The sequence below is a fragment of the Carboxylicivirga sediminis genome, assembly GCF_018156225.1.
In the GTDB taxonomy this organism is placed as follows: Bacteria; Bacteroidota; Bacteroidia; order Bacteroidales; family Marinilabiliaceae; genus Carboxylicivirga; species Carboxylicivirga sediminis.
This window is the reverse complement of sequence record NZ_JAGTAR010000012.1, coordinates 115430-130709: the sequence shown is the minus strand read 5'-3', so window position 1 is coordinate 130709 and position 15280 is coordinate 115430. Positions and strand designations below refer to the sequence as shown.

Here is a 15280-nt window from a genome sequence, read left to right as displayed (position 1 = left end):
GGGAAAAATCTAGCAATTAATGCGCAAATTAGTGTTTAAGATATCTCTTTTGCTGGGACTCTTATGTTCTTACATAAGCCATTCGCAATCAAGGGTTAATGAGTTTGAACTGTTATTAGACGTTTTTCCGGAGGTAGATCTTGATAACGATGGTATTCCCGATGAGCAATTTGTCTATTACGATCGATATGGCAGAATTAGCCGAGTAATTGCTAAGGGGATAATTAAAAGAGATACACTGGTGGCTGATTTATCGTTTTTGTCCCATCTGCAACAGCTCGATTTATCAAATAATCAAATTAAATATTGCCAATTAAGTTTTGCACCAGATAATCGGGTTAAAGCCCTTAATATTAGTGAGAATCGCCTGAAGGATTTGAACGTTGACTTTGGGAATTTGGCTTCTCTGCAAGAGCTTGAATTGTCTGGCAATCAACTCAAAGAATTTAAGTATCAGTTTGCGCCAAATAATGCTTTGAGACGGATTAACTTAATTAAGAATGAGATCGACAGTTTTATGGTTGATTTTGCGCAGTTGAAAAGCCTTGAAGTACTGCTGTTGAGTTATAATAAAATTGAAAGCTTTGCTTATCACTCGGGGAGCAGTAATAAGCTTCATACCTTATTTATTGATCATAACCAGCTGGAGGCATTCGATAATGACTTAAGTTCTTTCAGACGCCTGAGTGAACTCAACCTTTCCAATAATCAAATTCAGTGCTTTGAACCCAACCTGAAGGGCTGCTATTCGTTGCAGCGATTAGCATTAAGTAATAACCAACTAAAAGCCTTTGATTTTGATCTTTCAGGATGCAAAAAACTGACTGGTTTGTATCTGGCGTCCAATAAAATTAGCTCATTTACGTCTTCTTTGGCGGCGTGCTCAGAGTTGCAGATTCTGGATTTGTCATTTAATGAATTGAGCCGGTTTGAAGGTAGGTTCAGACCTAATCCTAAACTAGTAAAGCTGCTTTTAAACTCAAACTATATATCTAAACTGGATCTTGATTTACGCTATAATAAAAGCTTAAGAGAGTTGGATTTATGGGGAAACAATCTTAGAAAGTTTGATGTTAATATCAACAACTGCACTCAACTCGAGGTATTAAACCTTGGTAATAATAGGCTTGAGTTTTTTGCCCCTAGTTTGAGGTATAATAATCAGTTGAATAAGTTGTTTTTGGGTAATAATGAGCTAAGCGTATTTAATCAACAATTGAATAACCACAGGAAATTAGAAATTCTGGTTCTGCGCAATAATCAGATATATGAATTTGATGCTCAACTGGATAAATGTACAGCATTGGTTAATGTTGATCTATCCAATAACAGACTGATGGAGTTCAATTATAATTTGATGACCTGTCCGAAGCTTAAGCACCTAGATATTAGTAATAATAGGATAGTTGATTTTAAAGTTGAGTTTAAGCGAAACTGGCAATTAGAAACCTTAAAACTTAATGGTAATCAAATCAGTGAGTTTAATGCCAAGCTATTTCACTGTCCTAATCTTAAGCAAATTAATTTGTCGGCTAATCAGCTTAAGCTGTTCGATATTGATCTGCTGAATCAGCATCTTTTAGAGGAATTATCTTTAAATAATAACCAAATCAAAGATGTTAATCTCAAGCTGTTTAATTGCCGGGAGCTGAAGGTATTAAATTTATCGCATAATCAAATTGATACATTTGACCTGGACCTGCGTGCCAACCATAAGTTGGAGGTGCTTAACCTCAGTCATAACCAACTGAAGAAATTCAGCGACCTGAAAGTTAATGGTTTCAGAACTAAAGTGCTGGATTTAAGTTACAATAAGTTGAGTCATCCAAATATTAACTTCTACCTGTTTCCACAGCTGAGGGAGCTCAATTTACGTGGAAATTATATTTCAAGATTCAATTATAATCTGAGAAATAATGAACAGCTGGTGTACCTTGATTTGGGTGAAAATCACATCAGTTACATAGAAAGTAAGTTGAACTATTGTCCGCGTCTGAGGTATCTGATACTGGATAATAACGAATTCAGGCAGTTTGCTCACAACCTGGATAGTTGTAAGTTTCTGCACACCCTTGATTTAAGTAATAACCGCCTTGAATATATTGGTACATCCATTGGGAAGATGCGTAAGTTGAGATACCTGGATTTTTCAAATAACAATATTAGCAACATTCCCTTCTCTTTTAAGGATTTAACTGAATTACGTTACCTTAATTTGAGTCATAACCAGATTAGTTTTCTGGCCAATAATCTGGATTTGTGTTACAACCTTGAATCATTATTACTACAATCAAATAAATTGGTTCAATTTGATATTGAGTTTGATGACATGTTTTACCTCACAGAGATTGACTTATCGGATAATGAGCTGTTCTTTTTTGTAGCCAATTTATCCAATAGTTTCAATTTGAGGCGTTTAAATTTTGCCAGGAACAATATTGCACTGCTAAAGCTCGATTTGAATGAATGTTGGTTTTTTGAGTCGTTAGATGCATCTCATAATATTATCGAGCAGGTTTATGTTGATTTTAAGGGATGTTCGCTTCTTAAAGATGTTAATTTAAGTAAGAATAAAATTAAAGCGCTATCGCTAAATATGGAGTGGAGTCCGTATTTAAAGCAGGTGAATCTTGACAATAATTTGTTAAGTGAGCTTGAACTTGATTTTGCGTTGGGTGTTGATTTAGATTCGTTAACTCTGCACAATAACCACCTTTCACCTGACTATTTGATTGAAGCGGAACAAACATTCGCACAAAATACACAGTATTTTAGTTATCATAGTCAGTACTCGCCAGGCTTGCTTAGATGGCAGAAAGTAAATGCTCAACAAAGTGTTTACTCATTGATAGCCAGAATTGATGATTTACAAATTGACTGGTACTTTAACGACCGATTAGTTAAAAGTGGTTCCAATCAATTGGTCGTAAGTAATCAGGATAAGGGATTGATAGAGTGTGTAATAAGTCATCCTGAGTTGCCAGGGTTGACATATGCTTACAAGGCCTATATCAACATTGCTGTACCCAAAGAAGAAGTGATGGCACTTTATGAGTTTTTTAATGAGATGCAGGGAGAGAAGTGGTATAGCAATGAGGGCTGGTCGCAGATTAAAAGAGGAAAGCGATTGCCACGGACTTTTACTGCCCTGCATGGGGTTACTTTTAATAAGGGCGGGCATGTAATTGGCATTGACTTACCCAATAATCATCTGAGAGGATATATACCCGCCAGCTTTAAGGCTTTTAAAGAGCTGCAACAACTGGAGCTTCAAAACAATGAGGTGGCGGGCGTTTTAGCTGATGATGTGTGGAGTAGCAGTCTTGAAACAGTTAATCTATCGGGCAATTTGTTGCGTCAATTTAATGCCGATTTGAGCTCGTTAATGCATCTGACTGCTATTGATGTCAGTCGTAATCACCTAACGGATTTTTCTCCGGTTTATGGTGATTCAACAGCTTTGGTAAAACTCAATTTAAGCCAAAATCGGCTGGATACCATACAGTTCGAGGTGTATTCACCGGATCTTAAGTATCTGTCGTTAAAAAACAATAACCTAACGAAGATTAATCTTGATTTGTCATCCTGTGTGCAACTTGATACAATTGACTTATCACTAAACAACCTCAAATTTGAATCATTAACACCTATTTTGTATCGTTTACCTAAAAAAGTAGGTAAATTAATTACCGGCCGTCAGAAGATAATGTACAAGCTGGCATACGACAATGGGATAGGTGCTGTTTATGTGAATGATGTGTTGGATAAAACCAATTCAATCAAGTGGTACCGAGCTGGGGAAGCGCTCGACACAGACAAACATTACATTAACCTGAAAACGGATTACTACAGAGATTATTCAGCCAGTGTGGAAAATCCGTTTTTTCCGGGCACAGTTATAAAGGCTATCTGGTAATGTAATCTGCTTAATAATAAATCGTTTCAAGATTGTGAACTTGCAGCTTTTGAGGTTTATTCTGCTCGTTTAAGGCCACCATCGTAAAAACAGACTCTGCCGCTGTATAGCAATTGTCATCATACATTTCTTCAGCTATTAGCGTCACCTTAATGGTTAGCCGCAGGGCATCAGCTTTAACAACTTTTGCAATTACTTCAGCAATGGTATTGGGTACAACAGCTTTTATAAACTTCATATCGGATACATGATGTGTAAACATGCGTTGCTTTGTAAATCGGGTTGCAGCAATATAAGCGGCTTCATCCATCCATTGCATAATCAGGCCTCCAAATAGACTGTTATTGGCGTTAAGCGTATTAGGAAATATCGCTTTGCATATCCGTGTTTCTGAGTTTATAATTTGTTTGTGCATATTCAGAATAATAAATTTTAAAACTTTAGTGCAAAAATAGGAATAGTAATGAACAAATGTTCATTATATTTCATATTTTTGTCGGATAAAACTTTTTATAATGCCACGACCAAAACGCAAACGTTTCATAGAATCACCGCCAAAAGTAGATGGGTTTAAACCTTTGGGTGTACCATTGAGGGATATAGAGCCAATAATATTGCTTTACGAGGAATATGAAGCTATGCGGCTGACTGATTACGAAGGATTGCATCAGGAAGAAGCTGCAAGCAAAATGAATGTGTCGCGTCCCACCTTTACACGAATTTATGAACAGGCCAGGCAAAGTGTGGCCAAGGCATTTGTTGAGGGCAAGGTAATCATGATTGAAGGAGGCGACTTTCATTCCAATGACTACTGGTATAAATGCATTGAATGCCAAAAGTTGAATATTAGCAAACATGCGCTGGACAACTGTATTTATTGCCAGGCAGGAAACTTACGCACACTAAACTAGTTATGGAAAAAGAAGAATACAATGGTAATTGCATTTGCGTTGAATGCAATCTAACCTTTCCGCATAAAAAAGGCCATCCGTGCCGCAATGAGCAATGTCCCAAGTGCGGGCAAGACATGATGCGGGAAGGAAGTTATCATCATCAGTTATACACAAAAAAAATAGGAGAATCAAATTATGAAACTGGCAATTCCAACCAAAGGAAATGTGATTGATGACCATTTTGGTCATTGCGAAGCATACACTGTAGTGACAGTGGATGCTAATCAAAAGGTGGCGAAAACAGAACTATTGCCTTCGCCCCAGGGATGTGGGTGTAAGAGCAATATAGCAGCAATCCTGCAACAAAAAGGAGTGAGTATAATGCTGGCTGGCAACATGGGAAATGGCGCGCTTAATGTGCTTAATAACCACGGCATCAGAGTTTATAGAGGGTGTTCAGGTGATGTTATGCAAGTGGTTAATAATTATCTGGTTAATGGTATAGAAGACTCAGGGGTTGGTTGTGAGCATCACGCCGATGGCCATGTGTGCTCGCATTAAGATTTTAAATGTTATTAACCAATGTAAAAGGTTGCCTTGTGCAACCTTTCATTGTAATACTGATTTGTAGGCAGTAAGCGCCCTATGGCGGGCAGATTTGTGTTCAACCATGGGTGGCGGATAATCGAAAGAATCAAACTCATCAATCCATCTTCTGATATACTTAAATTCAGAATCAAACTTTCGCTGTTGCTCTATTGGATTAAATACGCGGAAATAGGGCGCAGCATCGCAGCCTGTGCCGGCAGCCCACTGCCAGTTACCATTGTTGGAAGCTAATTCGTAATCAAGGAGCTTTTGGGCAAAATAGCTTTCGCCCCAGCGCCAATCGATCAACAGGTGTTTACACAAGAAGCTCGCGCACACCATGCGCACACGGTTATGCATAAATCCCGTTTGATTGAGCTGGCGCATGCCTGCATCAACAAGCGGATAGCCGGTTTGTCCATTACACCAACGCTGGAAATCAGCTTGACTATTCTGCCATTGAATGCCATCATACTTTCGCTTAAAGTTATGGGCTATCACCTGTGGAAAATGAACCATTATCTGCATAAAAAAATCGCGCCAGATGAGTTCGCTTAAAAATACCTCGCTGTCTGAGCTTTGTGCTATTGCCTGACGAATGCTGATGGCACCAAAACGCAAGTGCGGTCCAAGGTGGGAGGTATGATCCAAATAGGGTATATCTCTGTTAGCTGCATAATCTGGGATATTATCGAAGTTGCAGGCAGGTATACTAATTGAAGAGCTTTGAAAACCAAATGAGCTTAAGGCAGGAAAAGGAGCATTAGTTTCCAGGAAACTATCCTTAACAATGGGGTTTATTTGAAAATCTTCATTGTTGAAGTGGCTTAGCCACTGTCTTTTATAGGGGCTATATACAGTGTAAGGTGAACCATCTTTCTTAAGTACTTCCTGTGCCTCAAAGATCACATGGTCCTTATGAGAGCAGGCTTTAATTCCCTTTTGGGAGAGCAGCTCTATTAAGGCTTGATCTCGTTGTAGAGCATAGGGTTCATAATCGCGATTAAAATGAACTTGGTCGATATTGTATTCGGTCAGAAGTTTTTGCCATTGTTCCAGCGGATCGCCATGCTTTACAAGTATGCAGCTTTTAAAGCGTTTCTGCAGGTCCTGGTTAATGTTGTCTAGTTGCCGGTAAATAAACGATATGCGGGCATCGTCAGAGGGTAATTCCTCAATAATGTTGGTATCGAAAATAAACACAGGTAAAACAGGGTAAGGGCTATCTAAAGCCGCATTAAGTGCTATGTTGTCATCAAGACGCAAATCACGTCTGAACCAGTGAATCGTAATTTTATCTGTCATTTAGATAATTGCTTTAGCATGCCGTTGAATATGATGAAGTGGAAAGGTAATACCGAATACCAGTAGAGCCTGCCGCTTAAACCTTTGGGCCTGAAAGTAGCAGTTTGATGTAGCTGGTGGTTCAGTAGTTTAAACTCCAGCCAGGCTTCACCCGGCAGCTTCATTTCTGCGTATAGCAACAGCCTGCCTTCATCTTTATTGGCATAAATAACACGCCAAAAATCAATAACATTACCACTATGTATTTCGCTGATATGCGTACGGCCTCGTCGCAAGCCAACGCCACCGTTTAACCGGTCCATGAAACCTCGGAGCTGCCAAAGCCAGTTGGCATAATACCAGCCTGTTTCACCACCAATGCTCCAAATGCGGTCTAGTGTTTCTTCTTGATTTGCGACCTGCCTGCTTCGCTTGTCAGTAAAGCAGCCAAAGGTAGGTACCTCAATAAAATCAGATAGTTTGAAATCGGAATTTCCATCCACTAGTGCATCTTTCCAACTAGACAGGATGTGTTCATCTTTAATTTCACTGAAGGCGGCTTTTAAAGCTGATTCATAGTTGATTGGGTGGATATTTAAAATGTCATTAATAGAAGTATTTCTGCAGATAACTTCTATTTTCATACTATCAACCAGCGCAATAGCAAGCTTATAGCTTGTTGATGTAATGAAATAAAGCCAATAAGAGGATAGGCGCGGTGTCATGATAGGAATAACAAATATCCTTCGCTTTAGTGAACGAATGTGAGCATAGCCTAACAGCATTTCTTTGTAGGTCAATACATCTGGTCCTCCAATATCAAAATTTTGATTATAAGTATTCTCGTTCAGCAGGCAGCCCGTTAAAAATTTTAGAACATCCTGGATGGCAATGGGCTGGCAACGGGTATTCAACCACCTTGGCGCAATCATTACGGAAAGTTTTTCAACCAAATCTCTGATAATTTCAAACGAGGCACTGCCTGAACCTATTATTATACCTGCACGCAGTGTGGTTAAAGCATAATCACCTTTTGCCAGTTCCTGTTCCACATTCTTTCGTGATTGCAAATGAGATGAAAGGTTTTCTTCATTTACGATGCCACTAAGGTAAATCACCTGTTTAGTAATGGTTGACGATAAAGCGCGCCGAAAATTTTTGGCTGCAGCAACCTCTTTTTGCATATAGTTCTTATCACTTGACATGGAATGCACCAGGTAATACGCTGCTTCAATGTCCTTGGGCAAATGGTTTAGTGTTTCTTTGTCATCCAGGTTGGCTTCAATAACACTGATGGAGGCCTTTAAGGATGCAGGAGGATGAAACCGGTTGGCATCTCTGACCAGACAAATAACCAGATGGCCTTGCTTAACCAGCGATGGCAGCAAGCGCTTTCCAATATATCCCGTGGCACCTGTCAGTAATACTTTCATATATTTATAAGCAACAAACCTATGTATTGTTCACTTAAATCATTAGAAAGATAAACAGGTGTCAGGATTATTTTTTCTGAAACCTAAGCAGAATAGGATGCAAAAAGACAGCTGCTAAAATAACAAGAGTACCCAGGTAAAAACCGGCAGACATAAATTCACTCTGTCCAAAAATAAAGAATGCCAGTAATATGCCATAAACAGGTTCCATGTTAATCGCCAAAACAACAGTATAAGCTGATAGTACTTTCATCACATCAACTGCCACAACAAAAGCATAGGCTGTACAAACAATGCCCAAAATCAAAATATAGATAATGTCTGAATTTGTAGGAATAAGCAAATTGTTTGGTAAAACCTCAATAATTATCAGGAAGATGCCAATACTAATAAAGCCGCTTAGCATTTCATAGAAACTAATGGTTACAGGGTGGTACTTATCAATGTATATTTTATTCAGTACAGTAAATAATCCCGCTAAAAATGCTGATATTAAGGCTGTTATTATGCCTTTCCAATAAGTGAGCTCAAACTGAAATATCAGGTATAACCCAAGGATGATGACCAGTCCAATCAACACTTCAATCCACTTGATGCGTTTGCGAAAGATGATGGGCTCCAAGAAACTGGCAAAGAGCGTTGTGGATGCCATGCAACCTAGTGTAACTGATACATTTGATATTTTAACCGCATGAAAGAAGGTTATCCAGTGAAATGCTACAACCAATCCTATGCCCATTAATTTCAAGATATTGACAGTGCCAATGGCTATAGGCATTTTCTTGTACCATAAATAGCCGCCAAGAACTAAAAATGCTATAATCATACGATACCATACCATTTGTGGTGCTGGGAGTGTGATTAATTTACCCAGGATAGCCGTAAATCCATACAGGATGACAACAAAATGGAGTTTGAGATGGTTTTTTAGTAGTACATTCATAGAATAGTTTTAATCAAGCGACAATTTTGTTCTGGCAAAAATAGAAATTGTTTCGGTGTAACGCATTAAATTTGTTCTTTGTGATATAACCTAATGCGAGTTTAATCTCGTGTTTAAAACATTTAATCTGATTATGAAGAAAGTAACTAGAAGATGGCCTGTGGGTGTATTCCTCCTGACGGCGATGATGATGGCTTATAGCTGCTCTACAGTGCCTATTACGGGCCGAAAGCAACTGAATCTGGTTTCAGATGCTGAGATGATGTCCATGAGCTTTAGTCAATATGACCAATTCTTAAAAGAGAACAAGCTTTCAACTGATAAAGAGCAAACAGAAATGGTGAAACGCGTTGGTAAACGTATTGCAGCCGCGGTTGAAAAGTACATGACTGATAATGGGTATGCTGCCCATATTAAAGATTTTGCCTGGGAGTTTAATCTCGTTGATGAGGATGTGCCTAATGCCTGGTGTATGCCTGGCGGAAAAGTGGTTTTTTATACCGGTATATTGCCCTTAACCAAAGATGAAGAAGGACTGGCCGTTGTTATGGGGCATGAGATAGCCCATGCTGTGGCCAAACATGGTAATGAACGGATGAGCCATGAGATGGGTGTGCAAATGGGAGGTGCAGCTTTATCGGTGGCTCTGAATGAAAAGCCTGAAGAAACAAAAGCCATCTACATGGCAGCTTTTGGTTTAGGTTCTCAGGTTGGGTTTATGCTGCCATACTCAAGAACTCATGAGACTGAAGCTGATAAAATGGGCTTGATTTTTATGGCTATGGCAGGTTATAACCCTGAAGCCGCAGTTCCATTTTGGAAAAGAATGGCGGCCAGTGGCGGCCAGAAGCCACCAGAATTCTTAAGTACACACCCGGCCGACGAAACACGCGTTAAAAACCTGCAGGCCTATATGCCGGAAGCTCTGAAATACTATAAAAAATAAATCGGATGTAAAGCGCTCTTAACCAAAGGGCGCTTTTCTTTTAAAAATTATAGCCCAGACTTACTGAAGGTGCTATAAAATGATCTAGTCCGAATACGCCGTTTATACCTGCCCGCACTACAATGCCATCAGCCTTCTGATACCGATACATGACTGGTAAAAATATGCCGTACGCAACAATGTTATTGTTTTCATAGGTATAATCATTGAAACTAATGATTGCGCCCGCACCAAACTCCAGATGATGGTGTTTTTGACTGGCAGTAAGCCAATTGATGGAGAAAGGAATGTTGGTGGTGGTTTTAAAGTTTGATGAAACACCAATTCTGAACGACAAACGGTATAGTTTATCAAAATAACGTTCATAATTTATCGATGGGTAGCCAAAATTATATGCAGAAGGATTCATTATAAAGCCTTCAAAGTAAACCACATTGCATTTAAAACCGGATAAATCCACGGTGTTTTGCTCGCTATCCTGCGACCACACATTGGCTGTTATTAGTGTAACAAGGCCAAGTGCTAGTAATCTAACTTTCATACATTCAGGTTATTTGCTCCGAATTTTATACTTATTATACCCTTAAAGGTTACAGTAAGCTACTTATTTAGTTTCACACTAAATAATTTGCTGCAGATATTGTATGATAAGTTTGATAGCTACGGAATAATGATTAATTTTCTTGAATAATTCATTTAATCACAAAAGCATATGGCAAACAAAGAAAGGTGTGTCTGGTCAAATGGCTCTGAACTCTATCAACAATATCATGATGCAGAGTGGGGTGTTCCTTTACACGATGATGACAAACTTTTTGAGTTTCTCATTCTTGAAGCCTTTCAGGCTGGTTTAAGCTGGTTAACAATCCTTAATAAACGTGAGGCATTTCGTGCGGCTTTTGATGGCTTTGATGCTGTTAAAATAGCTAACTATGGTGAAGATAAGATACAGCAATTATTACAAAATAAAGGAATTATACGTAACCGCTTAAAAATTAATGCTGCCATTAAAAACGCCAGGGTATTTTTGAAGATTCAAAAGCAATACGGCTCATTTGACAAGTATATCTGGCAGTTTACAAAAGGTCAGGTAATCCAAAATACATTTCAGGATGATAAGGAAATACCCGCCACCAGCAACGTGTCTGACGCTATGAGCAAACAACTTAAAAAAGATGGGTTTTCGTTTGTGGGTAGTACCATATGTTATGCTTATATGCAGGCCACCGGGATGGTCAATGACCATGTTACACGCTGTTTTCGTTACAAGGAGTGTACAGAAATGCAATAATAAAATGCCTGGTAGGGCAGAATAGCAGATGTTTAGTCAAGTACAACTTGATAATTCTTTCTAATTTTAAGCCACTAACAAAATATATTTTCATGAACCAAAAAATAATTCTAGCATTACTGTTTATCGTATTTGGCTGTCAGGTGTATGCCCAGGATACCGATTCGCTTAAAACACAGGTGTATACATTTAAGATATTCCGTGAAATTGGCAGCACCTCATGGATCCATACACAGGAAGCTTTTGCTGAAGCAGAGGCTATGAAGGCCGATATGATTCTTTTACACATGAATACTTACGGCGGACAGGTTGTTTTTGCCGATTCGATCCGGACTAAAATTCTGAATAGTCATATTCCGGTGCATGTATTCATTGATAACAATGCAGCATCGGCTGGAGCTCTTATTTCAATTGCCTGTGACAGTATTTATATGCGGCCGGGTGCTAATATTGGAGCTGCCACAGTGGTGAATCAAAGTGGTGAGAAAATGCCTGATAAATACCAGTCATACATGCGTTCAACCATCAGAGCCACTGCTGAGGCGCACGGAAAAGACACTTTAGTTGCTGGACAGGATACGACCTATGTATGGCGGCGTAATCCTCATATAGCCGAAGCTATGGTGGATGAAAGCATATATATCGAGAATATTGTGGATACTGGTAAGATTCTTACTTTTACAACCTTGGAAGCTATTGAACATGGTTTCTGTGAAGGACAGGCAAACAGCATAGATGATGTACTGAAGAAACTGAAGGTGTATGACTATGAAATTACCACATTCAAGCCTTCCTTTTATGATGGGCTGAAAGGCTTCTTAACGAGTCCAATTCTGCAAGGTATTCTTATTTTGGTCATAATTGGTGGCATCTATTTTGAGCTGCAAACACCAGGCGTTGGCTTTCCATTGCTGGCAGCAGCCATTGCAGCAGTTTTATATTTTTCTCCACTCTATATTGATGGTCTGGCGGCCAATTGGGAGATCATTATTTTTATCATCGGATTGGTGCTTATCGGTCTTGAAGTGTTTGTGATTCCAGGTTTTGGGGTAGCAGGTGTTTCTGGTATCATCCTGGTAATTGGCGGATTGACTCTGAGCTTGTTGGATAATGATTTATTTAACTTCGATGGCGTAGGTTTCAATAAACTTTTAGAAGCTTTAGGGATTGTACTGTCTGGTTTATTTGGTTCGTTACTGGGGATTATTTATCTCAGTAAAAAGCTACTGTCATCACCTACCTTTGGTGCAAGGATTGCATTGCAAACCGAAGAAAATGTGGAACTGGGCTATATTGGTGTTGAAGCCTCACTAAAGAACTTTGTAGGTTCTGAAGCTGTAGCCTACACTACCTTAAGGCCCTCAGGCAAGATAACCATTGATGATGAACAATATGATGCTGTGGCTGAATCGGGTTACATCGAAAAAGGAACAAAAGTAAAGGTTGTGCGCTTTTTACACGGGCAACTATATGTAATGACAATTAAATGATGGAGGCATTTGGCTGATTGCCCTCAAAACGTTAATATTGTATAAGTAAAAAATTAAAGAAATGATGAATCAACTGTTTCATAAGTATTGGTGGCGTTGCTCTGCTTTTATCAAGGTGGAACAGTAGGTGTATACGATAAAGAATAAGTAAAGGCCACAGGATTCCACCTGTGGCCTTTTTTATTATAAATAATTATTAACCAATAGTTTTAGTTTAGGTTAAAAGAACTAGAACTTTAATAAAAGTAACAAATGGACAAATCATTATTGGCCAATGAAGTAATGCCTAATGCAGAGGGCTTTTTTGGTGAGTACGGTGGTCGTTTTGTACCACCAATGCTAGAGCCCATTATGCGGGAGATTACAGAGGCTTATGAAAAAATTAAGGATGATCCGGTTTTTAAGGAAGAATTGTATTATCTGCAAAAACACTACACAGGCCGCCCATCGCCGGTATTCCATGCCAAAAACCTTTCTGAAAAGTTGGGTGGTGCGCAAATCTATCTAAAGCGCGAAGATTTAAATCATACAGGAGCACACAAAATTAACCATTGCCTGGGCGAAGCTTTGCTGGCCAAGCGCATGGGAAAAAAGAAAATCATTGCCGAAACGGGTGCCGGGCAGCACGGAGTGGCTCTGGCTACAGCTGCAGCATTGGTAGGACTGGAGTGTGATATTTATATGGGGGAAGTAGATATCTATAAAGAGCACCCTAATGTGGTTAGAATGCGCATTTTAGGTGCCAATGTCATTCCTGCAACACATGGATTGAAAACCCTTAAAGAAGCTGTTGATACAGCATTTGAAGCTTATCTGAAAGATCCTGTAAATCAATTGTATGCTATCGGTTCGGTGGTGGGACCACATCCATTCCCAATGATGGTGCGTGATTTTCAGGCGGTAATAGGGCGCGAAGCCAAAGAGCAGTTTCGTGAAATGACCGGAAGTCTGCCGGATAATCTGGTGGCATGTGTGGGCGGTGGTTCCAATGCCATTGGCCTGTTCACTGCCTTTCTGGATGATGAAACTGTGAGTATCTATGGTGTTGAGCCTTCTGGTACCAGCTTTGAAACAGGCGATCATGCAGCCACGCTCACTTTGGGTAAGCCAGGTATGATTCATGGGTTTAAATGCTACCTGTTGCAGGATGAAAAAGGCGAACCAGCGCCTGTTAATACTGTGGCATCTGGTTTAGATTACCCAGGTGTGGGGCCACAACACTCTTACCTGAAGGATATAGATCGGGTTAGCTATCAAACGATTAACGATAAGGAAGCCATTGACGCCTTTATGAAACTGGCACGTCAGGAAGGCATCATTCCTGCTCTTGAGAGTTCACATGCAGTAGCTTACGCCATGAAATTGGCTAAAACATTACCTAAAGACCAAACGATACTCGTTAATTTATCCGGGCGAGGAGATAAAGACATTGATTATGTGGTGGAGAAGTTTGGAAAAGATTATGGCATAGAAGAGTAGTAGTTAACTATATTATATGCTCTAACCTGTCAGGTCTTAATTACCTGACAGGTTTTTTGATTTTATTTCGCAAATCGGTAAGCCAGTTTAATACCCAATGTCCCCGAGATAATATCTCTCAAGTCATTTCTTGTATAGACCGAATAGAAAATTGAAGGCTGAAAATTGTTCAATGAATAATGAGCACTAATATTGATAGCATCAAACATTCGGTCTCTAAATTCATGAGACCTGCGATATCTATATGCATCTGTTTCAGTATGAGTTAGCTTAATAATCCCATTGTAGTCAAGACCAAAAGCAAATGATTTAATTTTATAACCAGTCCTAAGCGCATAGCTAAAATATAGGTCATTATCATCTCCAACATAATCCGATTTGCCAATTAAAAGTTGCACACCACCACTCAATGAGTAAAACCATCCAGTCTCGGGATTTGATGCATATGTTACTTTAGTTGCAATAGTAGTAACATCATAAAGGTATTTTTGATATTCACACAAATTAGTACCAGCTGCAATACTCAACGGATCATACTTATGAGGAGCAGTTGGCAGGTAAAGTTGCAAATCAAGGCTAAGTACGCGGCTTTTTTGTTGATAGTGATTTGTGTTTACGCCAATCATTATATTCCCTATAAAATTGTCTTTTAAAGTAGTTGTTTTTGCTCCAGTATAACCACCATAACCACCATAACCACCATCATAGCTATATGAATTATCAAGGTCGTATTTTGAAAAAAGAACCGGAATAGATGCTTGAATATTCCATCTGTTATTGATTGGATATGATAGTGTAAAATCGTAATTACCACTCAACAATCCTTGGTTATCTACTGATTCATAAAAAGGATGCAGATATCTTAATTCTATTCTTGCAACAGAATCTGGTGGTGTAAATAGCTGTGCAGATTGTCCTTTAATAGAAACGGGCAGTAGTGATAAAAAAATGCCCAATGACAGGAGATGTGGAAGTTTGTTCATAAATTAATTGTTTGGTTAGCATGCGAGCGAAAAT

At 39.1% G+C, this 15280-nt stretch carries 13 protein-coding genes; 7 read left to right on the top strand and 6 right to left on the bottom strand.

What is annotated here, in order from left to right; translation table 11 throughout:
• The first annotated feature begins 19 nt into the window (after positions 1–19).
• Complete coding sequence (locus KDU71_RS09705) at positions 20–3916, top strand: leucine-rich repeat domain-containing protein (protein ID WP_212190194.1); 3897 nt, start codon at positions 20–22, stop codon at positions 3914–3916.
• Between the two features lie 10 nt (positions 3917–3926).
• Here KDU71_RS09705 and KDU71_RS09700 read toward each other — a convergent pair whose 3' ends face one another.
• The gene (locus tag KDU71_RS09700) at positions 3927–4331 is read right to left on the bottom strand and encodes an acyl-CoA thioesterase (RefSeq protein WP_212190192.1); all 405 of its coding nucleotides are present in this window, start codon (positions 4329–4331) and stop codon (positions 3927–3929) included.
• Positions 4332–4431: 100 nt separating this feature from the next.
• Here KDU71_RS09700 and KDU71_RS09695 point away from each other — a divergent pair, with 100 nt between their 5' ends.
• Together KDU71_RS09695 and KDU71_RS09690 are read left to right on the top strand one after the other, a co-directional pair.
• On the top strand, positions 4432–4827 hold the full coding sequence (locus tag KDU71_RS09695) for a DUF134 domain-containing protein (RefSeq protein ID WP_212190190.1): 396 nt from the start codon (positions 4432–4434) through the stop codon (positions 4825–4827).
• A gap of 177 nt (positions 4828–5004) precedes the next feature.
• Positions 5005–5370: a NifB/NifX family molybdenum-iron cluster-binding protein gene (locus KDU71_RS09690; protein ID WP_212190188.1), complete on the top strand. Its 366-nt coding sequence runs from the start codon at positions 5005–5007 to the stop codon at positions 5368–5370.
• Positions 5371–5418: 48 nt separating this feature from the next.
• Here the strand turns inward: KDU71_RS09690 and KDU71_RS09685 are convergent, their stop codons facing one another.
• The 3 genes from KDU71_RS09685 to KDU71_RS09675 all read right to left on the bottom strand — a co-directional run bounded on the left by KDU71_RS09685 (position 5419) and on the right by KDU71_RS09675 (position 9057).
• Complete coding sequence (locus tag KDU71_RS09685; protein WP_212190186.1) at positions 5419–6702, bottom strand: cryptochrome/photolyase family protein; 1284 nt, start codon at positions 6700–6702, stop codon at positions 5419–5421.
• On the bottom strand, positions 6699–8114 hold the full coding sequence (locus tag KDU71_RS09680) for an SDR family oxidoreductase (RefSeq protein WP_212190185.1): 1416 nt from the start codon (positions 8112–8114) through the stop codon (positions 6699–6701). Before KDU71_RS09680 ends, KDU71_RS09685 begins: the two co-directional genes overlap by 4 nt.
• A 67-nt stretch (positions 8115–8181) precedes the next feature.
• Complete coding sequence (locus KDU71_RS09675) at positions 8182–9057, bottom strand: DMT family transporter (protein ID WP_212190183.1); 876 nt, start codon at positions 9055–9057, stop codon at positions 8182–8184.
• Positions 9058–9190: 133 nt separating this feature from the next.
• Between KDU71_RS09675 and KDU71_RS09670 the strand changes: the two genes are divergently transcribed.
• A complete protein-coding gene (locus KDU71_RS09670) occupies positions 9191–10003 on the top strand; it encodes a M48 family metallopeptidase (RefSeq protein WP_212190181.1) in 813 nt (270 codons plus the stop codon).
• A 40-nt stretch (positions 10004–10043) separates the two neighbouring features.
• On the opposite strand, the gene KDU71_RS09665 is transcribed toward KDU71_RS09670, so the two are convergent.
• Complete coding sequence (locus KDU71_RS09665; RefSeq protein WP_212190179.1) at positions 10044–10544, bottom strand: hypothetical protein; 501 nt, start codon at positions 10542–10544, stop codon at positions 10044–10046.
• Positions 10545–10715: 171 nt separating this feature from the next.
• On the opposite strand from KDU71_RS09665, the gene KDU71_RS09660 reads away from it, so the two are divergent.
• The 3 genes from KDU71_RS09660 (at position 10716) to trpB (ending at position 14263) form a co-directional block, all read left to right on the top strand.
• Positions 10716–11294 (top strand): DNA-3-methyladenine glycosylase I, encoded by a 579-nt coding sequence (locus KDU71_RS09660; RefSeq protein ID WP_212190177.1) that lies wholly within the window; start codon positions 10716–10718, stop codon positions 11292–11294.
• 92 nt (positions 11295–11386) lie between these two features.
• Positions 11387–12784 carry an NfeD family protein gene (locus tag KDU71_RS09655; RefSeq protein WP_212190175.1) on the top strand — a complete coding sequence of 466 codons (1398 nt, stop codon included), beginning with the start codon at positions 11387–11389 and terminating at the stop codon, positions 12782–12784.
• Positions 12785–13036: 252 nt separating this feature from the next.
• Positions 13037–14263, top strand: coding sequence for a tryptophan synthase subunit beta (gene trpB, locus KDU71_RS09650; RefSeq protein WP_212190173.1), 1227 nt, complete (start codon positions 13037–13039; stop codon positions 14261–14263).
• A 62-nt stretch (positions 14264–14325) separates the two neighbouring features.
• Here trpB and KDU71_RS09645 read toward each other — a convergent pair whose 3' ends face one another.
• Positions 14326–15246, bottom strand: coding sequence for a hypothetical protein (locus KDU71_RS09645; protein ID WP_212190171.1), 921 nt, complete (start codon positions 15244–15246; stop codon positions 14326–14328).
• Positions 15247–15280 lie beyond the last annotated feature (34 nt).